Annotated in this window: 23 protein-coding genes; 10 read left to right on the plus strand and 13 right to left on the minus strand. The window is 66.9% G+C overall.

Annotated features, from left to right (window positions below):
- Positions 1 to 35 precede the first annotated feature (35 nt).
- Together V5F77_RS09215 and V5F77_RS09220 are read right to left on the minus strand one after the other, a co-directional pair.
- Positions 36 to 2,987, minus strand: a complete 2,952-nt coding sequence (locus tag V5F77_RS09215) for a DUF4114 domain-containing protein (protein WP_429005050.1) — start codon at positions 2,985 to 2,987, stop codon at positions 36 to 38.
- Positions 2,988 to 3,173: 186 nt separating this feature from the next.
- Positions 3,174 to 4,181, minus strand: coding sequence for a polyprenyl synthetase family protein (locus V5F77_RS09220; protein WP_429005051.1), 1,008 nt, complete (start codon positions 4,179 to 4,181; stop codon positions 3,174 to 3,176).
- 113 nt (positions 4,182 to 4,294) lie between these two features.
- Between V5F77_RS09220 and V5F77_RS09225 the strand changes: the two genes are divergently transcribed.
- Together V5F77_RS09225 and V5F77_RS09230 are read left to right on the plus strand one after the other, a co-directional pair.
- On the plus strand, positions 4,295 to 4,522 hold the full coding sequence (locus V5F77_RS09225) for a putative signal transducing protein (RefSeq protein WP_429005052.1): 228 nt from the start codon (positions 4,295 to 4,297) through the stop codon (positions 4,520 to 4,522).
- On the plus strand, positions 4,500 to 5,273 hold the full coding sequence (locus V5F77_RS09230; RefSeq protein WP_429005053.1) for a tRNA1(Val) (adenine(37)-N6)-methyltransferase: 774 nt from the start codon (positions 4,500 to 4,502) through the stop codon (positions 5,271 to 5,273). The genes V5F77_RS09225 and V5F77_RS09230 overlap by 23 nt, the downstream gene beginning before the upstream one ends.
- Before the next feature lie 36 nt (positions 5,274 to 5,309).
- Here the strand turns inward: V5F77_RS09230 and V5F77_RS09235 are convergent, their stop codons facing one another.
- Positions 5,310 to 5,663, minus strand: coding sequence for a hypothetical protein (locus V5F77_RS09235; RefSeq protein WP_429005054.1), 354 nt, complete (start codon positions 5,661 to 5,663; stop codon positions 5,310 to 5,312).
- Here V5F77_RS09235 and V5F77_RS09240 point away from each other — a divergent pair.
- The 4 genes from V5F77_RS09240 (at position 5,662) to V5F77_RS09255 (ending at position 10,209) form a co-directional block, all read left to right on the plus strand.
- A complete protein-coding gene (locus V5F77_RS09240; RefSeq protein ID WP_429005055.1) occupies positions 5,662 to 6,555 on the plus strand; it encodes a S49 family peptidase in 894 nt (297 codons plus the stop codon). The genes V5F77_RS09235 and V5F77_RS09240 overlap by 2 nt on opposite strands.
- Before the next feature lie 17 nt (positions 6,556 to 6,572).
- Positions 6,573 to 6,797, plus strand: coding sequence for a hypothetical protein (locus V5F77_RS09245; RefSeq protein WP_429005056.1), 225 nt, complete (start codon positions 6,573 to 6,575; stop codon positions 6,795 to 6,797).
- Between the two features lie 146 nt (positions 6,798 to 6,943).
- Positions 6,944 to 8,161: an efflux RND transporter periplasmic adaptor subunit gene (locus tag V5F77_RS09250; protein WP_429005057.1), complete on the plus strand. Its 1,218-nt coding sequence runs from the start codon at positions 6,944 to 6,946 to the stop codon at positions 8,159 to 8,161.
- A gap of 65 nt (positions 8,162 to 8,226) precedes the next feature.
- Entirely contained in the window at positions 8,227 to 10,209 is a 1,983-nt protein-coding gene (locus tag V5F77_RS09255; protein WP_449317020.1) for a MacB family efflux pump subunit, read from the plus strand.
- Positions 10,210 to 10,437: 228 nt separating this feature from the next.
- On the opposite strand, the gene V5F77_RS09260 is transcribed toward V5F77_RS09255, so the two are convergent.
- Positions 10,438 to 11,529, minus strand: coding sequence for a DMT family transporter (locus tag V5F77_RS09260; protein ID WP_429005058.1), 1,092 nt, complete (start codon positions 11,527 to 11,529; stop codon positions 10,438 to 10,440).
- Between the two features lie 228 nt (positions 11,530 to 11,757).
- On the minus strand, positions 11,758 to 12,810 hold the full coding sequence (moaA, locus tag V5F77_RS09265) for a GTP 3',8-cyclase MoaA (RefSeq protein WP_429005059.1): 1,053 nt from the start codon (positions 12,808 to 12,810) through the stop codon (positions 11,758 to 11,760).
- Between the two features lie 136 nt (positions 12,811 to 12,946).
- Here moaA and V5F77_RS09270 point away from each other — a divergent pair, with 136 nt between their 5' ends.
- The gene (locus tag V5F77_RS09270) at positions 12,947 to 13,324 is read left to right on the plus strand and encodes a gamma-butyrobetaine hydroxylase-like domain-containing protein (protein WP_429005060.1); all 378 of its coding nucleotides are present in this window, start codon (positions 12,947 to 12,949) and stop codon (positions 13,322 to 13,324) included.
- A 4-nt stretch (positions 13,325 to 13,328) separates the two neighbouring features.
- Here the strand turns inward: V5F77_RS09270 and V5F77_RS09275 are convergent, their stop codons facing one another.
- The 3 genes from V5F77_RS09275 to V5F77_RS09285 all read right to left on the minus strand — a co-directional run bounded on the left by V5F77_RS09275 (position 13,329) and on the right by V5F77_RS09285 (position 17,945).
- Positions 13,329 to 15,059 (minus strand): formate--tetrahydrofolate ligase, encoded by a 1,731-nt coding sequence (locus V5F77_RS09275; protein ID WP_429005061.1) that lies wholly within the window; start codon positions 15,057 to 15,059, stop codon positions 13,329 to 13,331.
- A gap of 689 nt (positions 15,060 to 15,748) precedes the next feature.
- Positions 15,749 to 17,431 (minus strand): NAD+ synthase, encoded by a 1,683-nt coding sequence (locus V5F77_RS09280; RefSeq protein ID WP_429005062.1) that lies wholly within the window; start codon positions 17,429 to 17,431, stop codon positions 15,749 to 15,751.
- Positions 17,432 to 17,480: 49 nt separating this feature from the next.
- A complete protein-coding gene (locus tag V5F77_RS09285; RefSeq protein WP_429005063.1) occupies positions 17,481 to 17,945 on the minus strand; it encodes a tRNA (cytidine(34)-2'-O)-methyltransferase in 465 nt (154 codons plus the stop codon).
- Between the two features lie 280 nt (positions 17,946 to 18,225).
- Here V5F77_RS09285 and petA point away from each other — a divergent pair, with 280 nt between their 5' ends.
- From petA to V5F77_RS09300, 3 genes are read left to right on the plus strand one after another with little or no spacing between them, the layout of a single operon-like run.
- Positions 18,226 to 18,750: a ubiquinol-cytochrome c reductase iron-sulfur subunit gene (petA, locus tag V5F77_RS09290; protein WP_429005064.1), complete on the plus strand. Its 525-nt coding sequence runs from the start codon at positions 18,226 to 18,228 to the stop codon at positions 18,748 to 18,750.
- Positions 18,751 to 18,787: 37 nt separating this feature from the next.
- Positions 18,788 to 20,059, plus strand: a complete 1,272-nt coding sequence (locus tag V5F77_RS09295; protein ID WP_429005065.1) for a cytochrome b — start codon at positions 18,788 to 18,790, stop codon at positions 20,057 to 20,059.
- 20 nt (positions 20,060 to 20,079) lie between these two features.
- The gene (locus V5F77_RS09300) at positions 20,080 to 20,916 is read left to right on the plus strand and encodes a cytochrome c1 (protein ID WP_429005066.1); all 837 of its coding nucleotides are present in this window, start codon (positions 20,080 to 20,082) and stop codon (positions 20,914 to 20,916) included.
- A gap of 184 nt (positions 20,917 to 21,100) precedes the next feature.
- Here V5F77_RS09300 and V5F77_RS09305 read toward each other — a convergent pair whose 3' ends face one another.
- The 5 genes from V5F77_RS09305 to V5F77_RS09325 all read right to left on the minus strand — a co-directional run bounded on the left by V5F77_RS09305 (position 21,101) and on the right by V5F77_RS09325 (position 26,021).
- On the minus strand, positions 21,101 to 22,150 hold the full coding sequence (locus V5F77_RS09305) for a sulfate/molybdate ABC transporter ATP-binding protein (protein WP_429005067.1): 1,050 nt from the start codon (positions 22,148 to 22,150) through the stop codon (positions 21,101 to 21,103).
- Entirely contained in the window at positions 22,147 to 23,055 is a 909-nt protein-coding gene (gene cysW, locus V5F77_RS09310) for a sulfate ABC transporter permease subunit CysW (protein ID WP_429005162.1), read from the minus strand. Before cysW ends, V5F77_RS09305 begins: the two co-directional genes overlap by 4 nt.
- A gap of 5 nt (positions 23,056 to 23,060) precedes the next feature.
- Entirely contained in the window at positions 23,061 to 23,918 is an 858-nt protein-coding gene (cysT, locus tag V5F77_RS09315; protein ID WP_429005068.1) for a sulfate ABC transporter permease subunit CysT, read from the minus strand.
- A 207-nt stretch (positions 23,919 to 24,125) separates the two neighbouring features.
- Positions 24,126 to 25,142, minus strand: coding sequence for a sulfate ABC transporter substrate-binding protein (locus V5F77_RS09320; RefSeq protein WP_429005069.1), 1,017 nt, complete (start codon positions 25,140 to 25,142; stop codon positions 24,126 to 24,128).
- Between the two features lie 144 nt (positions 25,143 to 25,286).
- The gene (locus V5F77_RS09325; RefSeq protein WP_429005070.1) at positions 25,287 to 26,021 is read right to left on the minus strand and encodes a phosphoadenylyl-sulfate reductase; all 735 of its coding nucleotides are present in this window, start codon (positions 26,019 to 26,021) and stop codon (positions 25,287 to 25,289) included.
- Between the last annotated feature and the right edge of the window lie 4 nt (positions 26,022 to 26,025).

Below are 26,025 nucleotides of genomic sequence, written 5' to 3' on the forward strand. Positions count from 1 at the left end.
CCGCCGGCGGCGCGGAACGTCGGGAAAATGCCTTATCAGATCAGCCAGCCGTCGCCGCTGGTGCTGGTGAAGTCGAGCTGAACGATCAGGTCGTTGAAATCGTGGTCGCCGCCGCCGGCCAGATCCTCCCAGCCCCAGGTGTTGAGCCCGTAGCTCCATAGATGGGTCACGCCCGCGCCGTCCGCCTGCTCATTGGCCTGGGCGAATGCCCAGAAGGTGTTCGCCCCGTTGGTGAGCTTCATGGCGATGATGTCGCCGGCATTGACCCTGGCAATCTCGGTCTGGGCATAATTGCCCCAGCCTGGGCTGTCGATGGAGGTCTGTCCGTCGACGGTGTGATAGGCGCGGGCCTGCGCTGCTTCGGCATAGCCGGCCGCGCCCGGCGCGAGGCCGCCGATATCGCCGTTGAGATCATCCACCTTATAGAAGGTCAGGTGGGTCTCGTCCGCGCCGTTCTGGCGGATGCGGACCACTACGTCCTGCGTGTTGGCGCCGCCGGCGGTCTCGGCGATGGCGACCGGGCGGGCGAGAGTCACGGCGCCGTCCTCGGTTCCGAACGCGGCGAACCCGAATGCCGAGGTCAGCGCAGCCTGGTAGAGCGCTAGGGCATCTGTGCCTGAGGTCGCGGAGAGCGTGGCGCCGTTCGCCACATGGATCGAGCCGGGGGTTGCCTGCCCGACCCCGTCGAAGATGCGCACGAGGTCGGGGTCGAAATCGCTTTGCAGGGATTGCTGAGCGAGCCGGCTGGTCCAGGCCAGATCGCTGCCGCCGCCTTGGGCCGTGAAGCTTTGGCCGCCCGCCGATAGGGAGAAGCTGCCGTCCAACCCCTGCGATTGCACCAGCAGGGTCTGGCTCGCGTCACTCACCCCATGGGTGGCATCGACGATGCCAAGCACGGCCGGAGCATCGGAATACATCTGCGAATGGGCGATGGCGGTCAGGGCTCGGGCAAGCAGCAAGCCGTTCGGGGAGCCGAGCCCGGTAGTGTAATCATAGCCCGACTCGGCATCGAACCCGAGGCCGGTTGGAACGACATAATTGCCGCTGTTCTCGTCCAAGACCGCGCCCGGGGTGTCTTTCGTCGCCACGTAATAGGTGGAGATGTTGTTGCCGAGCGAGATGTCGTTGAACGCGCCGGGGGCAATGGCCGCGGCCATATAAAGCAGGTCGTTATAATAGCCGAGCTGCGGCAGATTCTGGTTCTCGAAGATGGCGTCGAACTGTGCCGTCAGCGAGGCCCAGAGGGGCGTTGCCGCGCTGGTGCCACCGTCGCCATGGGTCAAGCTGACGCTCGAATCGGTGATGTAATCGCTGCTGAGTACGTAATAATAGGCATTCCCCGACGCGAGCGCCGACACATCCGGCGCGCCGCGACCCACCGCGACGGTGGCGCCGATGCTGGTCGGTGTCAGGCCATAGTCGGTCTGGTAGCTCGGCGTACTCTGGGTGGTGTCGACGCCGCCGCTGCTGGAATTATTGGAGCTGTAGGAGGGATCGAGCGTGCCTTCGCCGTGCTTGTTGTAGCTGATGTAATAAGCATTCCAGGTGGTCTCGAACAACCGCAGCAAAGGGTCGGTCTGCGTCGGGTCGCTGTTCGCCACCATGTTGGTCGGGAGTGTGGTCAGGCCGGCGGCGGTCATCGCCATCAGCAGATCCAGGTTCGGCGTATCGGACATCACCTGCGCGACCAGATCGGTCGCGGGCACTCCGGTGGCGAGGGTCGGGTCGGACTGCGCGCTGGCGAGCGTGCTGATGGACGTCCCGCCCACCACAATCGCGGTGGAAACCGTGTGCGAGGTTCGCAGCAAGGGGCTGCCGGTGCCATATTCGGTCTGCGAGCCACCGTCTCCGGACGAGAGAAAAACCGACATGTTGCGTAAGGCCGCGTCGGTGAACAGATCCGAATAGGCAAGATAGAAAAGCGAATTGGGGGTGGGCTCGGCGTCTTCGGGGAACGAGGAGGTGAGGATGCCGGGATTGTTGAGCAGGTCCCAGACGGCCTGCTGATAGGCGGTAAAATGGGTCTGGCCAACGAAGCTGTAGAGCAGCTGGGTGCTGTTCGGGGCGGCGGACGCGACCACCGATATGTCGAGCGCGGTCTCGTCGATGAAGCCGGTCCAACCTGCGGGATCGGCTCCAGGAAGGACCTGGAATTGCTCGGCCGTCACCGCCGGCAGATTGAGCGCGGCGCGATAGGCGTTTATGGCGGCCAGGAGAGCGGCGGGATCCTGCGTGGTGGGTTCGACGAGCGCGATGGCCGGTGTGGCGATGCTGGAATCGAGCGGAAAATTATAGGCATCGGCGATGACGGCCGGCGTCGAGGTGACCTCGTTGCCACCATTTCCGATGCCCTGGTTGCCCGCCTGGGGTGCATATGCGGTGACGCCGGCCGCCACGGCGGGCGTCCCGACGGACACGTTCTCGTCCACCCAGAGGCCGCGCACGCTTGCGGAGATCGCGTCGGGCATGGAGAGGTTGCCGGCCCAGGCGTAGAAGGTGCCGTCATCGGATTTTACCTCCAGCAACGGGGTGTTGAAGAGGCTTTCGAACTGGGCCGGAGTGAGCTGCAGCCAGATGGTGCGGGACTGGGCAGAGGAAATGTAACCCGCATCCGTCAGCAATGCGCTTGCGCCGATCCCGTTCGCGGAGTCGGTGATGTAGTCGATGACCGCCTGGTAGGTCAGCGGGTTCGCGCCATAGGTATTCCAGACCTCGGTCTGGCTGGCGAGGGCCACTTGGCGCTCGGCCCAGGAGCTTTCCAGCAGGGCCGTGGGATCGTTCGCCCGGTTCAGCGTCAGCGCCACATTAATGAGCGCGTCTGTCCCGGTCGCGGCGGTGACGCTGGTGGCACCGTAGAGCGACGCGAAGAGGGCGTTGGTCTGGCTGCCGGCGCGTGCGTCCGTAAACTGCTGGTCGGTTGCGAGCTGGAACGCGTTCGCGTCGAGGAAGCTGGAATTGTCGACGACGTCGTAGGTAATCGCGGTCATCTATCGTGCCCCCCGCACGCCGAAAAACCGCAGTTACCTTAAGCTTGGACCTGTCGCGGTGGAACCGGAGTTCCGGCCATACGCATCAAATTTTCCACACCATCGCACCGCAGCAACAGTTTGAGCGGAAACTGACTGTGACGATAGGTGACCCGAAAACGGGCGCGATAAGCGACAGATGCGGGCTCAATGGGCCCGGGAAATGCAGAAATCCACCGCTTCCATCAACGCATCCTTGGCGCTTCCCGGCGGGAACAAGGCAAGGGCATCCTTGGCGATGGCGCCGTAATGGCGTGCGCGCTCGATGGTATCGACCAGCGCCCGATGCTTGGTGAGCAGGCCAATGGCCTGATCGAGCTGGGCATCGTCGCAGGCGCTCTGCTCCAGGCTGCGCTGCCAGAAGGCGCGTTCCTGCGCATCGCCACGGCGGAAGGCGAGAACCACCGGCAGGGTAATCTTGCCCTCGCGGAAATCATCGCCGACATTCTTGCCGAGCTTGGCCTGGCTGCCACCGTAGTCGAGCGCGTCATCCACCAGTTGGAAGGCGATGCCGAGGTTCATGCCATAGGAGCGGCAGGCGCCCTGTTCCGCTTTCGGGCGGGCGCCAAGCACCGCCCCGACCTCGCAGGCAGCGGCGAACAGTTCCGCCGTCTTGCCGCGGATCACGGCGAGATAATCGTCCTCCGATGTCTCGGTGTTCTTGGCGGCGGCGAGCTGCATCACTTCGCCCTCGGCGATCACGCAGGCGGCGTTGGAGAGGATGTCGAGGCATTGGAGCGAGCCGACCTCGACCATCATCTTGAACGCCTGCCCCAGCAGGAAGTCGCCCACCAGCACGCTCGCCTCATTGCCCCAGAGCTTTCGGGCGGCGAGTTTACCGCGCCGCATGTCGCTCTCGTCCACCACGTCGTCGTGGAGCAAGGTGGCGGTGTGCATGAACTCTACGGAGGCGGCGAGCTTCACATGGCCTTCTCCGCGATAGCCGCTGAGCGCCGCGCAGGCGAGGGTCAGCATGGGCCGCAACCGCTTTCCGCCACCGGAGATGAGATGGTTCGCGACCTCGGGGATCATCGCCACATCCGACCCCGTCCGGGTCAGAATGGTGGCGTTCACCCGCTCCATGTCCGTCTTCACGAGACGGACGAGGGCGTCAATGGATGGGTCGGTCGGCTCGAACGGAAGGACGACGGCCAAGAAACGCTCCCGCTTGTCATTCTGTGGGCGGCACCATAGGGATGGCGGAGGGTGACGCGCAAGCGTGAGGGGTACCCGGAACGGCGCCGCGGCGCAAATCCATCGGAGAATTGATGCGCGATCTGGTGCGGACCAACGACCTCGTGCTGATCTCCGCGGTGGAAGCGCTGCTTTCCGCCGCCGACATCGGCCATATGGTCGCGGACAGCCATGTCAGCGCGCTGGAAGGCTCCATTGGCATCATTCCGCGCCGGGTTCTGGTGCTGGACGACGATCTGATCCGCAGCCGCAGGCTGCTCAGGGAGGCGGGCCTCGGCGATGTCCTCTGCGATGAGGCCTGAGGCACCCGTCACCGAAGACCGGGTGCTCGGGGGGCGCCTCTTGCTGCGCCAGCCCGCCACCGGCCACCGGGTGGGCCATGACGCCATTCTGCTCGCGGCGGCGGCCCCGGCGACGACAGGCCGTTTCGCTGATTTCGGCGCCGGTGTTGGAAGCGCCGGCCTTGCGGTTTTGTGGCGCCTGAATGCGGCGCACGCGACCCTGGTGGAGATCGATCCCGCGCTCGCCGCGCTGGCCACCGAAAACGGGGCGGCCAATGGGTTCGCGCCCCGCTGCGACATTGTGTGCGCCGACGTTCTGACGCTCGCCCGGCCCGGCGGGCCGGATTTCCCTGCGGCGGAACGCTTCGATCTGGTGTTGACAAACCCGCCCTTCAACGCGACCGGCGCCCATCAGACATCCCCGGACGCCGCCCGCGCCCGTGCGCATATGGCCGGCGCCGAGACCCTCAGGGAATGGGTCACCGCCGCCTATCGCTGCCTTGCGCCGGGGGGAACATTGGCCATGATCCTGCGGCCGGAAGACCTTGCGATGCTGCTTTCAGCGCTGGAGGGACGGTTCGGGGCGGCGCGGCTTTTGCCGGTGCATGCCAACCCGACGGCGCCGGCCGTGCGGCTTTTGGTGCGGGCGATCAAGGGCCGCCGCACCGCGCCTGCGCTCTTGCCGGGCCTCATTTTGGCGGATGCGGATGGGATGCCGACACCCCGCTCTACCGCCATCCTGCGCGACGGCGCGGCGCTGGAGATGGGGTAGGGGTTCTTAGATTCGCAAACGAAATCGGATCGAAAATCAGGGATCGGTCAGATTTGGCAGGCTTGCGAGGGCGTTGCCGAGTGGGGCGGGGCAGGGCCGGCCGATCGAGGGGGAAGGCGTTGGGGCGCCTTGGTTTTTTCGCCCTATGAGCGCATGCCGAAGGCCCGGTGTGCGGGCAAATGTTTCATGTGAAACATCGGCGCGGGGAAGAAGAACGGCGCAGATATTGTGCGTCAAAGCGCGTGTTCCGTGGATGAATCCGCAATTTCCGCAGAAGTTCAGCGAGACGAAGTTTGCGCAGCATCGGGCGCGGCAGAACGCGGGATTGTCCTCGCCGTCGCGACCGCCCACCATGAATTCACCGGAATGTGGCCCGACATAGGTCTTCATGGACGAACCTTTCCTCGCCTCTCTTCAGCGCGGCGCCCGCCGCTTGCTTCCCGCCCGCTGGCGCGACGATCTCACCACGGTTCCGGTGGTGCGCCTTTCGGGCGCCATCGGCATGATCACGCCGTTCCAGCAGAGCCTCACGCTCGCCGGCGTGGCCAAGACGCTGGACCGCGCGTTCGCGGTCAAGAGGGCGCCTGCGGTGGCACTGATCATCAATTCCCCGGGCGGCGCGCCGGTGCAGTCCCATCTGATCCACAAGCGCATCCGCGCCCTGGCGGAGGAGAAGGAAAAACACGTCTTCGCCTTCGTCGAGGATGTGGCGGCCTCGGGCGGCTACATGATCGCCTGCGCCGCCGACGAGATCTTCGTCGATCTGTCTTCCATCGTCGGGTCCATCGGGGTGATTTCCGCCGGCTTCGGCTTCGACAAGCTGATCGAGCGCATCGGCGTCGAGCGCCGCGTGCACACCGCCGGCACGCGCAAGATGATGCTCGATCCCTTCCGCCCCGAGCAGGAGGAGGATGTGGAGCGGCTGAAGGCGCTGCAACGCGACATCCATCAGATGTTCGCCGATCTGGTGCGGCGTCGACGCGGCCCGGTGCTTTCGGGCGATGACGACCTTCTGTTCTCGGGCGAGTTCTGGGCGGGCGCGCAGGCGCTCTCGCTCGGCCTTGCGGATGGGGTCGGCGACTTGAGGGAGATTCTCCGGGCGCGCTACGGGCGCGAGGTGCGCACCCCGCTCGTCACCGCGCCGGGCGGATGGTTCGGCCGCCGGGCGCCGGGGGTCGGCACGTCGGGTTCGGCCATCGGCGGCGCGGCGGGCGTTGGGTTCGCGCAGGGCTTGGCTTCGCTCGCCGAGGAGCGGGCGCTCTGGTCCCGCTACGGATTGTAATCGGCAGGAGGTCCAGCATGCCGCCGTTCCTGATCGTCCTTCTCGGCGCCGCCGGCGCGGTGGCGGCGACGCGTTTCCTGGTCCGCGAGGGGCGCCGGGTCAGCCGGACCATGGATGCGCATCGCGCCGCCTCGGGCGTCGAAGGTTCCGGCGTCGAGGGCGCGGGTGCCGGACCACAGGAGAAGGTCGAGGTGCTGGAGCGCGATCCCGTGACGGGCACCTATCGCCCGCGCCGGAGGTAGCCGCCGGGCGGATTTGCTCCAGGCGGCGTCGCGCGGAAACGCGTAGAAACGTTTCCAGGCAAAGGTTACCGAGAATTCACTCAACGTCATCTCACGCCGAGTTTATCTTCGCCTCAATCGGAATGGGGCCGCGCGGCGGATAGGTGATGCTTCAGAAATCGGACGGGGTGGGGGCGATCGCGCCGCCAGCCAGAAAACGGCGGCGCGTGCGCGGCTGGTGGATCGCCGGAGCGGCGATGCTGCTGGCGGGAGCCGGCGGCTATTATGGCTATAGCCTGACGTCCAGTGCGGCGAGCCCGGGCGTGAGCACCGAGCCGGTGGTGCGGGGCGACATCCAGCAGACGGTGACCGCGCTCGGGACCATCAAGCCCAAGACCTATGTGGATGTCGGCACCCAGGTGTCGGGTCAATTGCGCAAGGTGATGGTGGCCATCGGCGACAGCGTCGAGAAGGCCCAGCTGCTGGCGCAGATTGACCCCACGGTCTACCAGACCAAGGTGCTCGGCGATCAGGCCCAGCTCGACAATCTCAAGGCCCAGCTCTCTCAGCAGCGCGCCCAGCTCGACCTCGACAAGCTGCGCGACGACCGTGCCACGCGCCTGCTCGCCAGCAAGGCCGGCAGCCAGGACACGGCGGATGCGGCCGCCGCCACGGTGCGCATCGGCGAAGCCAAGATGGCGGCGCTGGAAGCCCAGATCAAGCAGACCCAGGCGACCTTGGACGGCGACGTGGCCAATCTCGGCTACACCAAGATCTTCGCCCCGATTTCCGGCACGGTGGTTTCCATCACCTCGCTGGAAGGCCAGACGCTGAACGCCAACCAGACCGCCCCGATCATCCTGCGGGTGGCCGATCTCGACACCATGCAGGTGTGGGCGCAGGTGGCGGAAGCCGACATTCCCAAGGTGAGGGTGGGCATGGAGGTGTATTTCACGACGCTGGGCATGCCGGACCGGCGCTTTACGGCGAAAGTGGTGCAGGTTCTGCCCACCCCTGAAACGGTCAACGACGTGGTGCTCTACAACGTCCTGATCGACGTGCCGAACCCCGACCGCCTGCTCATGACCTCCATGAGCGCGCAGGTGTTCTTCATGCTGGGCGGAGCGAAGGACGCGCTGCTGGTGCCGCCGAGCGCGGTGCGTCCCGTCGCCCGCGCCGGCAGCAAGCGCGAGGCGCGCAACGAAGCCACCGTGCGGGTGCTGGTGAACGGCGCGGTGCAAACCCGGGCCGTCAAGACCGGCCTTTCAAGCCGCACCCAGGTGCAGATCACCGAGGGGCTGAAGGAAGGTGAATTGGTGGTCACATCCACCGATCCCGCCCAGCGTGCGACGCGCCCCCCCGGCATGCCGCCGCCGCCGTTTTGAGCATTGTGTCGCGTGCCGGCGCTCCGGCAGAACCCCTTCGCGAACCGGAAAGCCCGACCGCGACCATCGCGGACGCATCCGCGTCCCCTTATGAGGGCATCGGCGAGCCGGTGCTGGACCTCAACCACATCAGCCGGATCTATCCGAGCGGCGAAAGCGTGGTGCGGGCGCTGGACGACATCTCGCTCACCATCCAGCCGGGCGAATATGTCGCCATCATGGGCCAGTCCGGCTCCGGCAAATCCACCTTGATGCACATCATCGGCTGCCTGGATCGGCCCGACCGCGGCACCTACCGCGTGCTGGGCCGCGACATCGCCGAGCTGGATGCGGACGAGCTGGCCGCCCTGCGCTGCCGCACGTTCGGCTTCGTGTTCCAGCGCTATAATCTTCTGCCGGGGATTTCGGCGGAAGAAAATGTGGAGATCCCGGCGATCTATGCCGGCCGGCCCAAGGGCGAGCGGATCTTGCGCGCGAAGGCGCTGCTCGGCCGCCTCGGCCTTGCGGAGCGCGCCGGCCATCGGCCCTCCCAGCTCTCGGGCGGCCAGCAGCAGCGGGTCTCCATCGCCCGCGCGCTGATGAACGAGGCGCCGGTGATCCTCGCCGATGAGCCAACCGGCGCGCTCGACAGCCATTCCGGCGAAGAGGTGCTGCGCCTGCTGAAGGACCTCAACCGCGAGGGCCGTACCATTTTGCTGATCACCCACGATCCGCAGGTGGCGGCCCATGCCGACCGGATCGTGCGGTTGCAGGACGGACGCATCGTTTCCGACGCGCGCACCACGCCGCCCGTGGCCGCCCCCTCCTCGGCGGGGGCGCTTGCCGGGCACCGCATGAAGGTGCGCAACAATTTCCTTCCCGACCTTGGCGAAGCGGTGAAGATGGCGTTCCGCTCCATGCACGCCAATCTCTTCCGCACCTTGCTGACCCTGCTCGGGGTGATCATCGGGGTCGCGGCGGTCATTGCCATGCTGGCCATCGGGCAGGGCAGCAAGCAGGCGGTGCTGGACCGCATCGCCACCATGGGCACCAATCTGCTGGTGGTGCGCCCCGGCGCGCCGGGGGTGCGCTCCACCGGCTCCAATGCCTCGCTGACGTTCGAGGATGCCATCGCGATCGCGGCGGAGGTCCCCAACATATTGGCGGTTTCCCCGGAGCGCTCCACCACCGCCACCGCGCGGGTGGGCAATATCGATTATGCGACCTCCATCCAGGGCGCCGGACCCGGCTATGTGGTCGCCCGCGACTGGGGCATGCGGGACGGCGCCATGTTCACCGAAGCGGATGTGGAGGGCTACGCACCCGTGGTGGTGCTCGGCGCCACGGTGGCGAAGGTGATGTTCCCGGCGGTCGCCAATCCCGTGGGGCGCTACATTCTCATCAAGAACGTGCCGTTCGAGGTGGCCGGTGTGCTCGCGCCGCGCGGCGCCAACGCGTTCGGCATGGACCAGGACGATCTGGTTCTGATGCCGATCACGACCGCCTTCATGCGGGTGTTCGGCCGGCGATTCCTCGGCACCGTTACGGTGGCGGTGGAGGATCTGACACGGATCGACGAGACCCAGGATGCGATCTCGGTGCTGCTGCGCCAGCGCCATCGGGCGGAGGATTTCCAGATCCGCAACACCTCCTCGATCCTGGAGATGGCCACCGCCACCTCCGACACGTTCACCCGCCTGCTCGGCTCGGTGGCGGCGATCTCGCTGCTGGTGGGCGGCATCGGCGTGATGAACATCATGCTGGTGAGCGTCACCGAACGCACCCGCGAAATCGGCATCCGCATGGCGACCGGCGCGCGGCGGTCCAACATCATGCTTCAGTTCAACACCGAGGCGCTGGTGATCTGCGGCGCCGGCGGGCTCGCCGGCGTGGTGCTGGGGCTCGGCACGGCCTTCCTCTTGAAGACGCTCGGGACCCAGGTGGCATTTTCCGCCGGGCCGCCTTTGCTGGCGTTCGGCTGCGCCTTCCTCACCGGCCTGCTGTTCGGCTATCTGCCGGCGCGCAAGGCCTCGCGGCTCGATCCCGTGGCCGCCCTCGCCTACGAGTGAGGATGCGTCCGGCGCGATTGCGGCGGCACTTCGTCATGCACGGGCTTGTCCCGTGCGTCCATGCGGTCACGCTGGCGCCAGCCTTTCAAGGCCCGCGCGCTCGGCCCGGCGTGGATGGCCGGGACGAGCCCGGCCACGACAAAGAAAGGGGACGACCGAACGACCACGGAAAAAGGAAACGCCCCCCCCCGCTTTCGGGTGCGTGCGTGGCCCTGACTGGCGGTCGGACTAGGAGTGCGGACACTCGCGGGTGATGGCGGCCGGCTGGGGCGCGCCGCCCTTGGCGGCCTTGGCGGACGGGGCATCGTCATTGGCCGGCGGCGAGAGCCGGGCCGCAACCGCGCTGCCGGCCGCCGCCGGGATCGGCGACGCCACAGGCGGCATGACCACAGCGGCACTTGCCTCGCTCGCCTGGATGTCCGCAGCCACGGCGTCCCGCGCCGCCTTGCGGCCGCGCGCCGTTTCCTGCTGGATCGAATAGAGGCCCGCGCCGACCACCAGGATCGTGCCGATTGTCGCCCAGCTATCCGGCACATGGCCGAAGATGAAATAGCCGTAGAACAGCGCCACCGGCACCATCACGTAGCGCAGCGGCGAGACCACCTGCACCGGGGCATGGCGGAACGCATAGACCAGAAGCAGATTGCCGAACGCGAAGGTCGCGCCCGTGGCGACGATCAGCGCCCAGCCGGCGAGGCTCGGCACCACCCACGGCTCCCACAGCGCGAAGCCCGCGCCGGTGACGCCGAGCGCGATGGTGCTGGAGAGCACCACCACCCCGCCCGGCACATGGGCGCCGATGCCGCGGGTGACGATGTCGCGCAGCGCGCCGCAGGTGGCGGCGATCAAAGGCAGGATCGCGAACAGGGAAAAGGTCGCGGGATCGGGATGGGCGACGACCACCGCGCCGGAAAAGCCGATGGCGATGGCGATGGCGCGCTTGAACCCCACCTTCTCGCCCAGCAGCGGCACCGCCAGCGCGGTGGTGATGAGCGGGGCGGCCATGTAAATCGTCGTGGTGGTGGAGATGGGCAGCACCGCGAGCGCCATCACATAGATGAAGGTGGTCGCGGAATCGAGGCTGGAGCGGGCCAACACCTGGGGCCGGAACGCCGCCAGCGCATGGCGCAATTCCCCCGTTCCGGCGAGCAGCGCCAGGACGAACAGGGTGGCGAACACCGAGCGCGCGCCCAAAACCTCGCCCACCGGCACGTGCGCCGTGGCGAGCTTCAGCATCATGTCGTTGGTGATGAACAGCAGCATGGCGCCGATCATCGCCGCGATGCCGCGCAGGGTCGGAGACATCAGGCGCAGGCTCATGACGCGCCTCGCGCGCTGCGGCGCCCGCGCGCCGGGCGCGATACGAATCGGGTGATGGAGCGGGCGGCTGGGGGGCGGGTCGGCATTTCTGCCTCGTTCGTGGGCAATGTTCCCCAGACCTAACCGATTTGACCTTTCCGCGCCGTTGCCGATTGCGCGGAGCGCAAGGGCAAGTCCCTCGCCTCCGGCATGGGTGCGCCACGCGCCTGCCGCAATGTAAAACGCTTTCTAACCGCCGGTGGTGCTCATATGCCGATGAACCGCCGGCTGGCTGGTCTTGCGGTCGATGACGAAGTCGTGGCCCTTGGGCTTGCGGAAGATCGCCGCATCGATGGCCGCCTGAAGCTCCGCGTCGTCGAGCGCCGCGCGCAGGGGGGCGCGCAGGTCGGCGGCGTCTTCCTGGCCGAGGCACATGAAGAGGGTGCCGGTGCAGGTCACCCGCACGCGGTTGCAGCCCTCGCAGAAATTATGGGTCAGCGGCGTGATGAGGCCGAGCCGCCCGCCGGTTTCCTTCACCTCCAGATAGCGCGCCGGGCCGCCGGTGCGATAATCGATGTCGGTGAGCGTATAGCGCTGCGCAAGCTGTTCGCGCACCTGCGAGAGCGGGAGATATTGGTCCACCCGCTCCGCGCCGACTTCGCCGAGCGGCATCACCTCGATGAGCGAGAGGTCGTGGCCCTCGCCGTGGCACCATTCCATGATCGAGGCGATCTCGTGCTCGTTCACGTCCTTGAGCGCGACCGCGTTGATCTTCACATGGATGCCCGCCGCCTTCGCGGCCTTCACGCCCTCCAGCACCTTGCCGAGATCGCCCCAGCGGGTGATGGCGCGGAATTTCTCCGCATCCAGCGTGTCGATGGAGACATTGATGCGCTTGACCCCGCAGGCGGCGAGATCGGCGGCATAGCGGGCGAGCTGGGAGCCGTTGGTGGTGAGGGTGAGTTCTTCCAGCCGGCCGGTGTCGAGATGGCGCGAGAGCGAGCGGAATAGGGTCATCACATCGCGCCGCACCAGCGGCTCGCCGCCCGTGAGGCGCAGCTTGCGCACGCCGCGCGCCACGAAGGCTGAGCACAGGCGGTCCAGTTCCTCAAGCGTCAGAAGATCCTGCTTGGGCAGGAAATTCATGTGCTCGGACATGCAATAGACACAGCGGAAGTCGCACCGGTCGGTGACCGAGACCCTGAGATAGGTCACCGCGCGACCGAAAGTGTCCACCAGCGGGCCAAGCGCGCCGGTGGCGTTGCCGCCGCGATCGATGATGTCTCTGAAGGGTGCGCTCACCTTATGCTCCGATTCCCCATGGCTTATGCTCAACCGCTCTGACGTCGGCTTGAACCTGCATTATATCGTATGCCCGGCACCAAATCATAGGCCCGCGCGATCAACACTCGCTGACCGGCCCGCGCAGGAGATCAACATGACATCGGCCGACCCCGCCGCGCCCGAGACCTGGCCCACGGAAGTGCGCCTGATCCACGACAAGCATGCCCTGCAGGTGAGCTTCGACGACGGCTCCAGCTTCACCCTGCCGGCCGAATACCTGCGCGTGGAAAGCCCTTCCGCCGAAGTGCAGGGCCATGCGCCACATGAGAAGATCACCGTCCCCGGCAAGCGGGCGGTGCGCATCGTCGCGGTGGAGCCGGTGGGCGCCTATGCGGTGCGGCTCGGCTTCGACGACGGCCACGGCACGGGGCTTTATACTTGGCCGCTGCTGCGCACCCTCGGCCTGGAGCAGGAGCAGCGCTTCGCGGCCTATCTCGACGACCTGAAGGCGCAGGGGCTTTCGCGAGGCTAGCCGCTCAGGACAGGCCGCCGATGACGCCATGCGCATCCACGAAGATGTGCTCGGCCGCCGGCACCGAGGGCAGGCCGGGCATGGTCATGATGTCGCCCGCCAGCGCCACCACGAAGCCGGCGCCGGCGGAAAGCCGCACCTCGCGCACCGGCAGCACATGGTCGCTCGGCGCGTTGCGCGCCTTGGGGTCGGCCGAGAAGCTGTATTGGGTCTTGGCCATGCACACCGGCAGGGCGCCGAAGCCGGCCGCTTCCAGCTCGGCGAGGCGCGCGGCGGCGGTGGCGCTGAAGCTCACGCCGCCGGCGTGATAGATGCGCTTGGCGACCGTCTCGATCTTCTGCGCCAGCGGCATCTCGTCGGGATAGAGCGGAGCGAAGGCATTGGGGCGGGCGGCGAGCGCCACCACCTCGTGGGCCAGCGCCTCGGCCCCGGCGCCGCCGTCCGACCAATGGGTGCACACATGCACGTTCACGCCGAGGGCGGCGAGCGTGGTGCGCACCACCTCCACCTCGCCCGGCGTGTCGGAGGTGAAGCGGTTCAACGCCACCACAACAGGCACGCCGAAGCCGCGCATGTTCTCCACATGACGCACCAGATTGTCGATGCCGGTATGGACGGCGCCGAGATTCTCGGCCGAAAGCTCCTTCACCGGCACCCCGCCGTGCATCTTCAGCGCCCGGATGGTGGCGACCACCACCACCGCGTCGGGGGCAAGGCCGGCCTGGCGGCACTTGATGTCCATGAATTTTTCCGCGCCGAGATCGGCGCCGAACCCGGCCTCGGTCACCACATAGTCGGCCAGCGCCAGGGCGCTGCGGGTGGCGATCACGCTGTTGCAGCCGTGGGCGATGTTGGCGAACGGCCCGCCATGCACCAGGGCCGGCGTATGCTCCATGGTCTGCACCAGATTGGGCTGGAAGGCATCGCGCAACAGCGCCACCATGGCGCCGACGCCCTTCAGTTCGCCGGCCGTCACCATGCGCCGGCCGCGGGTCTGGCCGATCACCATGCGGGCGAGGCGCTCTTCCAGCTCGGGCAGGGATTTGGCGAGGCAGAAGATGGCCATCACCTCGCTCGCCACCGTGATGTCGAACCCGTCCTCGCGGGGAAAGCCGTTGGGCGCGCCGCCGAGGCCGATGACAATCTCGCGCAGCGCGCGGTCGTTGAGGTCGAGAACCCGCCGCCAGGTGATGCGCCGGGCATCGAGATCCAGGGCATTGCCCCAATACATGTGATTGTCGATCAGCGCGGACAGCAGATTGTGCGCGGCGCCGATGGCGTGGAGATCGCCGGTGAAATGCAGGTTGATGTCCTGCATGGGCACGATCTGCGCCCGCCCGCCGCCGGTCGCCCCGCCCTTGGAGCCGAAGCAGGGGCCGAGCGAGGGTTCGCGCAGGCAGACGGCTGTGCGCTTGCCGATGCGGGTCAGGGCATCGCCGAGGCCGATGGTGGTGGTAGTCTTGCCCTCGCCCGCCGGGGTCGGGCTGATGGCGGTGACGAGAATCAGCTTGCCCGGCTTCGCGTCGGCGCGGCTTGGGGCAATGGCCCCGTCGCCCGCCGTGAGGGTGCGCACGAAATCCTGCGAGAGCTTGGCCTTGTGGGGGCCGTAGCGAAACAGCGCGTCGGCGGGAATGCCGAGCTTCTCGCCCACCTGCTCGATCGGCAGGGGCACGACGCTTGCGGCGATGGCGGCATCGCTGGTGGGGTCGATCTGGCGTGCCGTCGTCTGGTGCATGCGAGCGTTTCCCGGTTTTATCTCAGAAGCGCTCTAGCCGGGAGTTGCAGAGGCGGCAAGCCTTGGCCTCAGGGGCTGGTGCCGATGGTCCGTTATTTTGCGGGCCGCCGGCGCCTTTTGAGGTGCGCTCTTGCGGCTGTCGAAGCGTGTGCGGGCGGCGCCGCGAAAGCTGAAAGCTCCTTACTCCCGCAAGCGGGAGAGGGGGATGCTCTTGCCCCCCTGCGCACATGCCTCACCTCTCCCCGAGGGGGAGAGGTCGACCGCGTCAGCGGGCGGGTGAGGGGGCGGGCTTCAGACTGCTTTTACCCCTCACCCCAACCCTCTCCCCGGCGGGAGAGGGGGCTGGCCGGTGTTTGTGGCGAAGCTGTCTCGTCCCCGTCATCCCACAAGCTCCCTCTCCCGCATGCGGGGGAGGGTTGGGGAGGGGGAATGCTCCTAACCCCTGCTCTTGCCTCCTGCGCACACGCCTCACCTCTCCCCCACGGGGAGAGGTCGACCGCGCAAGCGGGCGGGTGAGGGGGCGGGCCGGTGCTTGTGGCGAGGATGTCTCGCCCCATCATTCCATGGGCTCCCTCTCCCGCGTGCGGGGGAGGGTTGGGGAGGGGGAAAGCGGTGTGGGCGGCGCACGCAGGCGGCGCGGCAAAGGCGGAAAATCCTCCCCCGCAGGGCGGGAGAGAGACTGCGCGCCCTCAGCCGGGATCGCGGAAGCGGTTGGTGATGGGATAGCGGCGGTCGCGGCCGAAATTGCGCACCGTCACCTTCACCCCCGGCGCGGCCTGCCGGCGCTTGTATTCGGCGAGATTGAGCATGCGCTCCACCCGCTTCACCAGCGCTTCGTCGAACCCTTCCGCAACCAATTGCGCAACCGAGGTCTCCGCCTCCACCAGCCGCGCCAGGATCGCGTCGAGCACCTCGTAGGGCGGCAGCGAATCCTGGTCCTTCTGGTTTTCCCGCAATTCGGCGGTGGGCGGCTTGTCGATCAGGCGCGGGGCGATCACCTCGCCGTCGGGGCCGAGCGCGCCCACCGGCTTCCAGCGATTGCGCAGATGGGACAGGCGGAACACCTCGGTCTTGTAGAGATCCTTGATGGGATTGTAGCCGCCGTTCATGTCGCCATAGAGCGTGGCATAGCCGGTGGACATCTCCGACTTGTTGCCGGTGGTCACCACCATGGGGCCGAACTTGTTGGACACCGACATCAGCAGCGTGCCGCGCACGCGCGACTGGAGATTTTCCTCCGTCACATCCTTCTCGCGACCGGCGAACAGCGGCGCCAGAATGCCCTCCAGCGCCTCGACGGCGGGGGCGATGGACAGAATATCGTAGCGGATGCCGAGCTTTGCGGCGACGTCGGCGGCATCCGCGAAACTCTCGTCCGAGGTGTAGCGATAGGGCAGCATGATCGCGTGCACCTTCTCCGGCCCCAGCGCATCCACCGCCATGGCGGCGCAGATGGCGCTATCGACGCCGCCGGAAAGGCCCAGCACCACGCCGGGAAAGCCGTTCTTCGTCACATAATCCCGCAGCCCGAGCACGCAGGCGGAATAATCGGCCTCGTCCCCCTCGATCCGGTCGGCGCGCGGGGCTTCCACGCAGCGCCAGCCATTGGCGAAGCGCTCCCACACCGTGAGGCGCACCCGCTCCTGAAAGCCGGGAAACTGCATCGCCAGCGTGCGGTCGGCATTGAGCGCGAACGAGGCGCCGTCGAACACCAATTCGTCCTGCCCGCCCACCTGATTCACATAGAGCAGCGGCAGGCCGCTCTCCACGACGCGGGCGACAGCGATATTGGTCCGCTCGTCATAGACCGAGCGGCGATAGGGCGAGCCGTTTGGCACGATGAGGATTTCCGCGCCGGTCTCGGCGAGGCATTCCACCACGTCCGGGCCCCAGATGTCCTCGCACACCGGCACGCCGAGCCGCACGCCCTTGAACGGGATTGGGCCGGGCAGGGGGCCGGGCACGAACACCCGCTTCTCGTCGAACACGCCATAATTGGGCAGGTCCACCTTGTAGCGCACCGCGGAGATGCGGCCGCCTTCCAGCAGCAGAACGGCATTGTAAAGAAGGCCGTTGTCCAGCCAGGGCGTGCCGAGCAGCAGCGCCGGGCCGTCCGTGCTCTCTGCCGCGAGGTCTTCCACGGCCTTGCGGCACGCCTGCTGGAACGCCGGCTTCAGCACCAGATCCTCCGGCGGATAGCCGCACAGGAACAATTCGCTGAACACGACGAGGTCGGCGCCCTGCGCCTTCGCCTCGTCGCGGACCTGCCGGACGCGGGCGGCATTGCCCGCCACGTCGCCGACGACGGGATTGAGCTGGGCGGCCGCGATCAGCAGCCGGTCTGCGGGGGCGGTGGATGCGGGATCAGTCATGGCATCGCAGCTTTAGCGGCCGGCGCGCGCGGGCGGAAGGGGGCAGGCGTCAGGGCAGCGCGGGAAAGCCGTGCGTCTGCCGCAATCCCTCGGCGAGAGCGATCCCCGCCGACACCGCCACGTTGAGCGAGCGCAGCCCAGGCCGCAGCGGAATCAGCAGACGGGCATCGGCGGCCGCGTGCACCTCGTCCGGCACGCCGGCCGATTCGCGGCCGAACAGCAGCACATCTTCTGGGGAAAACACGAACTCTGCGTAAGGCGTGGCGCCGCGCGTGGTGAACAGCACCAGCCGGCGCCCGTCCCGCCGGCGCCACGCTTCGAACGCGGCGAAGGAATCGTGCCGCACAAAATCCGCACGCTCGACATAATCCATGCCGGCACGGCGGAAGGCGGCGGCCCCGAGGGGGAAGCCCGCCGGCTCGATGAAATGCACCGGCACGCCAAGGCAGGCGCCGGTGCGCAGGCAGGTTCCCGCATTCTGCGCGATGTCTGGGCAGTAAAGGGCGAGGATCATGGCGTTCAAGCTCTCCGAACGGCAATCGCGGTGTCAATTATGGCGATATCGCGCCGGCCTGCGGGCAGAAGCAGGACCGCGTGCCGCACTGTGTTGATCTGGACAAGGGCAAAAGAGGGTGCAATTAGAGGCAATCGAAGGTGGCTCTTTGCTGAGGCGGAGCTGTCACATTCGACCTCGCGTCGCGCGCGGCTCCATAATGGGATACCCGTGCAAAGATTTCCCGCAGGAACTGCGCGCCGCGACGGTCTGACCGGACAGACGAGTGAGGACAAGCGCCGTGGCACATACGGAGACGTCGGGAACCAACCGCCGGGACTTCCTTTATATCGCGACCGGCGCTGTCGGCGCGGTGGGCGTCGCCGGCATGATCTGGCCGTTCGTCTCCCAGCTGCAGCCGGATGCTTCCGTGCTCGCGCTTTCGACGACGGAAGTGGATCTCTCGCCGATCCAGGAAGGGCAGATCGTCACCTTCATGTGGCGCGGCAAGCCGATCTTCGTCTTCAACCGCCTGGCGAAGGACGTGGAGGAGGCCCGCGCGGTGCCCCTCAACCAGCTCATCGATCCCCAGACCGACCAGGACCGGGTGAAGGCCGGCCACGACAAGTGGCTCGTGGTGGTGGGCATCTGCACCCATCTCGGCTGCGTGCCGCTCGGCCATCAGGGCAATTACGACGGCTGGTTCTGCCCCTGCCACGGCTCGCAATACGATTCGTCCGGCCGCGTGCGCGTCGGGCCGGCGCCGCTCAACCTCGCGGTGCCGCCGTACAATTTCGTTTCTGACTCCAAGATCGTGATTGGCTGACGCCCGGTCGTCGCCCGCTCAAAAAAGGTTGGCCCCTATGGAAGGACATTCCACCTACCAGCCCCAAGGGAAGCTCGCGCGCTGGTTCGAGAGCCGCCTGCCGATCATCGGGCTGACCCACTCGGCCGCCGTGGCCTATCCCACGCCCAAGAATTTGAACTATTGGTGGACCTTCGGCGCCATCCTCTCGATGATGCTGGTCTGCCAGATCCTCTCCGGCGTCGTGCTGGCGATGCACTATACTGCTTATGCGCCGATCTCCTTCGCCCGCGTCGAGCACATCATGCGCGACGTGAGCTATGGCTGGCTGCTGCGCTACATCCACGCCAACGGCGCGTCGATGTTCTTCATCGCGGTCTATATCCACATCTTCCGCGGCCTCTATTACGGCTCCTACAAGGCGCCCCGCGAAGTGCTGTGGATCCTCGGCGTGATCATCTACCTGCTGATGATGGCCACCGCGTTCATGGGCTATGTCCTGCCGTGGGGCCAGATGTCCTATTGGGGCGCCACCGTCATCACCAATCTGTTCTCGGCCATCCCGGTCGTGGGAACGGTGATCGTGGAATGGCTGTGGGGCGGCTATTCGGTCGGCGATCCGACCCTGAACCGCTTCTTCGCCCTGCATTACCTGCTGCCCTTCATGATCGCCGGCGTGGTCGGCCTGCACATCTGGGCGCTGCATCACGTGGGCCAGAACAATCCCGACGGCGTCGAAGTGAAGAGCGTCGCCAAGGACACCGTGCCGTTCACGCCGTATGCGACGGCGAAGGACATCTTCGGCATGGTGCTGTTCCTGCTGTTCTTCTCCTACTTCATCTTCTACATCCCGAACTACATGGGCCATCCGGACAATTACATCCCGGCCAACCCGCTCTCCACCCCCGCCCATATCGTGCCGGAATGGTACTTCCTGCCGTTCTACGCGATCCTGCGCTCCATCCCGGACAAGCTCGGCGGCGTGCTCGCCATGTTCAGCGCCATCGCGGTGCTGGCCTTCCTGCCCTGGCTCGATACCTCCAAGGTGCGCTCGGCCCGCTATCGTCCCCTCTACCGCCAGTTCTTCTGGATCTTCGCGGTGGTGGCGGTCGGCCTCGGCTATCTCGGCTCGCAGCCGGCGGAGGGCGGTTTCGTCATCGCCTCGCGCATTCTGACGGCCTATTACTTCATTCACTTCCTCGTCATCCTGCCTGCACTCGGCCTGTTCGAGCGCCCGAAGCCGCTTCCGGCCTCCATCGCTGACGCCGTCCTGGCGCGCAATGGCGCGCCGGTGGTGGCGGGCGCGGCCGCCCCGCAGACCAAGGGCTGAACGAGCACGCGGAGAGAGAGATGATCAAGCGCAGTATCCTCTTCGGTGCCGTTGCGGCGGCCCTCGTGCTCGGTGCGCCGGCGCGGGCCGCCGAGGGCGGGCATGACGACCTGCCCCACCGGGAATCCTGGTCGTTCGCCGGCCCCTTCGGCAGCTTCGACCAGGGCCAGCTCCAGCGCGGCTTCAAGGTGTTCCGCGAAGTCTGCGCCAGCTGCCACTCGGCCAACTTCTTCTACTTCCGCAACCTGTCGCAGGACGGCGGGCCGGGCTTCAGCGAAGCCCAGGCGAAGGCGGTGGCGAGCGAATACCAGATCACCGACGGGCCGAACGACCAGGGCGAGATGTTCCAGCGTCCCGGCCGCCTGTCGGACCATTGGCCGGCGCCGTTCCCCAACGACGCCGCCGCCCGCGTGGCGAACGGCGGCGCGCTGCCGCCGGACTTCTCGGTGCTCGCCAAGGCGCGCGCCAGCCATGTCGGCTTCCCCGGCTTCATCCTCGACGCCTTCACCCAGTATCAGGAAGGCGGCGTGGACTATATCCATGCGCTGCTGACCGGCTATGTGGATCCGCCGGAAGGCACGAAGGTCCAGCCGGGCCTGCACTACAACAAGTATTTCCCCGGTCACCAGATCGCCATGCCCAAGCCGATCAGCGACGGGCAGGTGGAATATACCGACGGCACGCCCGCGACGCTGGACAATTACTCCCGCGACGTCTCGGCCTTCATGATGTGGATGGCCGAACCCCATCTCGATGCACGCAAGCGCATGGGCTTCCAGGTCATCATCTTCCTGGTCGTCCTGTCCGGCCTGCTGTATTTCACCAAGAAGAAGGTGTGGAAAGACGTGGCGCACTAAGCGCCGCATCCCCGCCCCCCGAGGAAGATCGAAGGGCCCCGCGCGGGGCCCTTTTCTTTTGGCCGCTCCCGTCGGAGCGCAGGGTCGGTCCCTGCAAAGCGGCCGGGATGCAAAGCGGCCGGGGGCACGGGTGTTTCAGACCGGAATGGGCAGGCCGGGAGCGGACGTCTCGCGTCCCTCCCCCTCACGCCTGGGCGCCGAACACCCGGTAGCGGCGCGGCACGAGGCCGACCTGCGCGCCGATCTCAAGGCCCTCGCCGAACGGCACGGCGGCTTCCACCACCATTTTTCCGGTGGGGATGACGATTTCGATGTCGGCCCGGCGGATCGGCCCGAAGGTGCGCACCGCCAGGACCTTGCCGAAGAAGGGCGCCGCGGCGGGATCGGCGAGGTCCACTTCATGCGGGCGGGCAAGCAGCCGCGCCGGACCTTCTCCGGCCCCTTGCGAGTCCAGCGCGATGGCCCGGTCGCCGAGGAACAGCCGCCCGCCGCGCACCTCCGCCGGCAGGGACAGGCTCTCGCCGATGAAATCATGCACGAAGGCGCTGGCGGGGGCCTCGTAGACTTCGCCCGGCGTACCAATCTGCTCGATCTTGCCCTTGCCCATCACCACCACCCGGTCGGCGAGTTCCAGCGCCTCCTCCTGGTCGTGGGTCACGAGCACGGAGGTGACGGGAAGTTCCTCGTGCAGATGCCGCAGCCAGCGGCGCAATTCCTTACGGACCTTGGCGTCCAGGGCGCCGAACGGCTCGTCCAGCAACAGGATGCGGGGCGAGATGGCGAGCGCGCGAGCGAGCGCCACACGCTGGCGCTGGCCGCCGGAAAGCTGGGCGGGATAGCGCTCCGCGAGCCAGTCGATCTGCACCAGGCCGAGCAATTCGTGAACCTTGGCGCGGATGGCGGCGTCGGGAAGCTTGTCCGCGCCTTTGCGCACCCGCAGGCCGAAGGCGACGTTCTCGAACACGCTCATATGGCGGAACAGGGCGTAATGCTGGAACACGAAGCCCACATTGCGCTCGCGCACCGAGCGGTTCAGCGCATCCTCGCCATCGAAGCGGATCTCGCCGCTGTCGGGCCATTCCAGCCCGGCGATGATGCGCAGCAGCGTGGTCTTGCCCGAACCTGAGGGGCCGAGCAGCGCCACCAACTCGCCGGTGGGAATGTGCAGGCTCACGGCGTCCAGCGCGGCGAAGGCCTTGTAGGTCTTGGTGATGGCGACGACATCGATGCTCATCGGGGGTCCTCCTCCGCGAGCCGGCTTTCCAGCACGGTCTTGGCGATCAAGGTGACGAGCGCGAGCAGAGCGAGCAGGGAGGCGACCGCGAACGAGGCGCCGAACTGATACTCGTTGTACAAGATCTCGATATGGAGCGGCATGGTGTTGGTGAGCCCGCGCACATGCCCCGACACCACCGAGACCGCGCCGAATTCGCCCATGGCGCGCGCGTTGCAGAGCAGCACGCCATAGAGCAGCGCCCATTTCACATTGGGCAGCGTCACGCGGAAGAAGGTGGAAAGGCCGGAGGCGCCGAGCGAGATCGCCGCCTCTTCCTCCGCCGTGCCTTGCTCCTGCATCAGCGGGATCAATTCGCGCGCCACGAACGGGAAGGTGACGAAGATGGTGGCGAGCACGATGCCGGGCAGGGCAAAGATGATCTTGATGTCCCACGCCTGGAGCGGGGCGGCCAACAGCCCCTGGCTGCCGAACAGCAGCACATAGATCAGGCCTGCCACCACGGGGGAGACCGAGAACGGCAGGTCGATGAGGGTGATGAGCAGGCTCTTGCCCATGAAGTCGAACTTGGCGATGGCCCAGGAGGCCACAAGCCCGAAGATCACGTTGGCCGTCACGGAGATGGCCGCCACCAGCAAGGTCAGGCGGATCGCGGCGAGCGCATCGGGATCACTGAGCGCCGCCACATAGGCCGCGAAACCCCGCTTGAAGGCCTCCACGAACACCAGCAGCAGCGGCAGGCCGATGAACAGGCCGAGAAAGGCGAGGGCGATCAGGGTGAGGGCAATGCGCACCGCCGCCGGCTCGGTGCGGGCGGGGCGATGGCCGAACTCGGCGCGCGCCTGCTTCGCCGGGGTCGGCGGGCCGTCGGATGCGCGCGGCTCCGCAAGCCCGGTCGTTTCCATGGCGCTCATCGCTCCCTGCCGCCGCGCGATTGCGCCCAATGCTGCAGGCGGTTGATGATGAACAGGAGCACGAAGGACGCGAGTAGCATCACGCTGGCGATGGCGGTGGCATCGGCATAGCGAAATTCCTCCAGCCGGATCACGATCAGCAGCGGCGCGATCTCCGAGACGCCGGGCAGATTGCCGGCGATGAAGATGACCGAGCCGTATTCGCCCACCGCGCGGGCGAACGCCATGGCAAAGCCGGTGAGAAGCGCCGGCCATATGGTGGGCAGCACCACGCGCCAGATTGTCTGGCCCCGGGTGGCGCCGAGGCTGGCGGCGGCATCCTCCAGTTCGGCGTCGAGATCGGCGAGCACCGGCTGAACGGTGCGCACGACGAACGGCAGGCCGATGAAGACCAAAGCCACCAGGATGCCGAGCGGCGTGAATGACACCTGGATGCCGAGCGGCGCCAGCAGGCTGCCGATCCAGCCGTTCTCGGCATAGAGCGTGGTCAGGGCGATGCCGGCGACCGCCGTGGGCAGGGCGAAGGGAATGTCGATGACCGCATCCACCACCCGCTTGAAGGGAAAGTCGTAGCGCACCAGCACCCACACCACGAGCCCGCCGAACACGAGATTGATGGCGGCGGCGGCGAGCGAGAGGCCGAACGACACTTGCAAAGCGTGCAGGGTGCGCGCGTTGCTCATGATGACCATCAGCCGGTCGAAGCTCAGTTCGCTGGTCTTCAGGAACAAGGCCGAGAGCGGCAGCAGGACGATCAGGCACAGCCAGGTCAGCGTCAGCCCGAAGGTGAGGCCGAAGCCGGGAATGACGCTCGGCTTGCGAAACGTGAACCGCGATGCTGTGGCGACGACCATCTTGGTCCTTGCGAGGAAAGGCGCGGTGCGCCGGGCTCGGAACGGGGCGAAGCGGCCATGGGGCCGAGGCGGAGTTTAGCACAGGTGCGAAGGCCCCCTCTCCCGCCTGCGGGGGAGGCTGGGGCAGGGGGCCGCGCTTCAGATCAGCGTACCCCGGCGGGGTGCGCCGTCCGGCGGGACGGGAGGAGGATGCCCACTGGGCATCCCTCAATTGGCATAGATCTGATCGAAGACGCCGCCATCGGAGAAATGCGTCTTCTGCGCCTTGGTCCAGCCGCCGAACACCTGATCGATGGTGAACAGCTCCACCGGCGCGAACTTGTCCTTGTATTTCGCCGCCACGGTGGGATCGCGCGGGCGATAATAGTTTTTGGCGGCGATCTCCTGGCCTTCCGGCGTGTAGAGATATTTCAGATAAGCTTCCGCGACCGCGCGGGTGCCGTGCTTGTCGACCACCTTGTCGACCACCGCAACCGGCGGCTCGGCGAGGATCGAGAGCGAGGGCGTGACGATGTCGAACTTGTCCGGGCCCAGCTCGTTGATGGAGAGATAGGCCTCGTTCTCCCAGGCGATCAGCACATCGCCGATGCCGCGCTCGACGAAGGTGACGGTGGAGCCGCGCGCGCCGGTGTCGAGCACCGGGGCATTCTTGAACAAGGCGGCGACGAATTCCTTCGCCTTGGCTTCATTCCCGCCATTCTGCTTGAGGGCATAGCCCCAGGCGGCAAGATAATTCCAGCGCGCGCCGCCCGAGGTTTTGGGGTTCGGGGTGACGACCTTGATGCCGGGCTTGATGAGGTCGTTCCAATCCTTGATGCCCTTGGGATTGCCCTTGCGCACCAGGAAAACGATGGTCGAGGTATAAGGGGCGGAATTGTCCGGCAGGCGCTTCTGCCAATCGGCCGCCAGCAGGCCGCGCGCGGCGATGGCGTCGATGTCATAGGCGAGGGCGAGCGTCACCACGTCGGCTTCCAGCCCGTCGATCACCGAGCGCGCCTGCTTGCCGGACCCGCCATGGGATTGGCGCACGGTCAGCGTGGCGCCGGGGGCGTCCTTGGCCAGCTGCGCCGCGAATGCCTTGTTGAACGCGCCATAGAATTCGCGGGTCGGATCATAGGAGACGTTGAGCAACGTCACCTCGGCGGCGAGCGCAGGGGCGGCCGCGAGGGAGAGCGACAGGGTAGCGGCGGCCGCGAGGCGGGAAAACGGGAAGCGAGCGGACATTGGACCTCCGGCTGGCGCACCCCTGCCGTGCCGGAAGTCGGCGCGGCCGGGCGATGGATCGTTCGGATTTACGAACGATGTCACCGCTTTCCCGGCCGGTCAATATTTTAACTCAACAAAATCGATAGAATTTATATTACACGTTCAGGCGGTTCTTTTCAGGTGAATCCCGCATTCCGTCTTGGCGGCGCCGCGCCAGCGGCCAGCCCGCGCGTCCTCCCCCGGCGCCACGCGGCTGGTGCAGGGCATGCAGCCGATGGACGCAAATCCGAATTTCTTCAGCGGGTGCTCGGGCAGCCCGTGGGCATTTATCCAGCCGGCAATTTCGGCTGGCCCCATGGCGGCGAGCGGGTTGAACTTGATGTGCCGCCCGTCCGCCTCCACCACGGGAATGCGCAGCCGGGTGACCGCCTGATAGCGCTTGCGGCCGTTGAGCCAGCCCTCGAAGGGCGCGAGCGCCCGCGCCAGCGGCTCCACCTTGCGCAGGGCGCAGCAGGCGTCGGTGTCGGAGGCCCACAGGTCATCATCCCGGTCCCGCGCCGCGTGCGCCGCCGCGTCGGGATGGGAGGTCAGGACCTGGGTGAGGCCGAACCGGTCGATCAGTTGATCGCGATAGGCCAGGGTTTCCGCAAACAAATGGCCGGTGTCGAGAAACAGCACCGGCATGTGCCGGTCCACCTGCGCCACCATATGCAGCAGCACGACCGATTCCGTCCCGAAGGAGGAGACCGTCGCCACCCGGCCCGCCAAGGTCTCGTGGGCCGCGGCGATGATGGTCAGCGGGTCGGCATCCTGCAGCCGCGCGTCGAGCACGGCGGCGCGGTGTTGGGCGAGGGTTTCGGCATCCGGCAGGGCAGACGGGGCAGACAGGGCATTCATGGCA

This window comes from Roseixanthobacter psychrophilus (assembly GCF_043195195.1).
Lineage (GTDB): Bacteria > Pseudomonadota > Alphaproteobacteria > Rhizobiales > Xanthobacteraceae > NCEH01.

What these genes read in the sequence shown, in the direction of transcription:
- V5F77_RS09215 (WP_429005050.1), bottom strand. Translation starts at nt 2,987, where the DNA reads ATGACCGCGATTACCTACGACGTCGTCGACAATTCCAGCTTCCTCGAC.
- V5F77_RS09225 (WP_429005052.1), top strand. Translation starts at nt 4,295, where the DNA reads ATGCGCGATCTGGTGCGGACCAACGACCTCGTGCTGATCTCCGCGGTG.
- V5F77_RS09230 (WP_429005053.1), top strand. Translation starts at nt 4,500, where the DNA reads ATGTCCTCTGCGATGAGGCCTGAGGCACCCGTCACCGAAGACCGGGTG.
- V5F77_RS09240 (WP_429005055.1), top strand. Translation starts at nt 5,662, where the DNA reads ATGGACGAACCTTTCCTCGCCTCTCTTCAGCGCGGCGCCCGCCGCTTG.
- V5F77_RS09235 (WP_429005054.1), bottom strand. Translation starts at nt 5,663, where the DNA reads ATGAAGACCTATGTCGGGCCACATTCCGGTGAATTCATGGTGGGCGGT.
- V5F77_RS09245 (WP_429005056.1), top strand. Translation starts at nt 6,573, where the DNA reads ATGCCGCCGTTCCTGATCGTCCTTCTCGGCGCCGCCGGCGCGGTGGCG.
- V5F77_RS09250 (WP_429005057.1), top strand. Translation starts at nt 6,944, where the DNA reads ATGCTTCAGAAATCGGACGGGGTGGGGGCGATCGCGCCGCCAGCCAGA.
- V5F77_RS09260 (WP_429005058.1), bottom strand. Translation starts at nt 11,529, where the DNA reads ATGAGCCTGCGCCTGATGTCTCCGACCCTGCGCGGCATCGCGGCGATG.
- V5F77_RS09270 (WP_429005060.1), top strand. Translation starts at nt 12,947, where the DNA reads ATGACATCGGCCGACCCCGCCGCGCCCGAGACCTGGCCCACGGAAGTG.
- V5F77_RS09275 (WP_429005061.1), bottom strand. Translation starts at nt 15,059, where the DNA reads ATGCACCAGACGACGGCACGCCAGATCGACCCCACCAGCGATGCCGCC.
- V5F77_RS09280 (WP_429005062.1), bottom strand. Translation starts at nt 17,431, where the DNA reads ATGACTGATCCCGCATCCACCGCCCCCGCAGACCGGCTGCTGATCGCG.
- V5F77_RS09285 (WP_429005063.1), bottom strand. Translation starts at nt 17,945, where the DNA reads ATGATCCTCGCCCTTTACTGCCCAGACATCGCGCAGAATGCGGGAACC.
- V5F77_RS09295 (WP_429005065.1), top strand. Translation starts at nt 18,788, where the DNA reads ATGGAAGGACATTCCACCTACCAGCCCCAAGGGAAGCTCGCGCGCTGG.
- V5F77_RS09300 (WP_429005066.1), top strand. Translation starts at nt 20,080, where the DNA reads ATGATCAAGCGCAGTATCCTCTTCGGTGCCGTTGCGGCGGCCCTCGTG.
- V5F77_RS09305 (WP_429005067.1), bottom strand. Translation starts at nt 22,150, where the DNA reads ATGAGCATCGATGTCGTCGCCATCACCAAGACCTACAAGGCCTTCGCC.
- cysW (WP_429005162.1), bottom strand. Translation starts at nt 23,055, where the DNA reads ATGGAAACGACCGGGCTTGCGGAGCCGCGCGCATCCGACGGCCCGCCG.
- cysT (WP_429005068.1), bottom strand. Translation starts at nt 23,918, where the DNA reads ATGGTCGTCGCCACAGCATCGCGGTTCACGTTTCGCAAGCCGAGCGTC.
- V5F77_RS09320 (WP_429005069.1), bottom strand. Translation starts at nt 25,142, where the DNA reads ATGTCCGCTCGCTTCCCGTTTTCCCGCCTCGCGGCCGCCGCTACCCTG.
- V5F77_RS09325 (WP_429005070.1), bottom strand. Translation starts at nt 26,021, where the DNA reads ATGAATGCCCTGTCTGCCCCGTCTGCCCTGCCGGATGCCGAAACCCTC.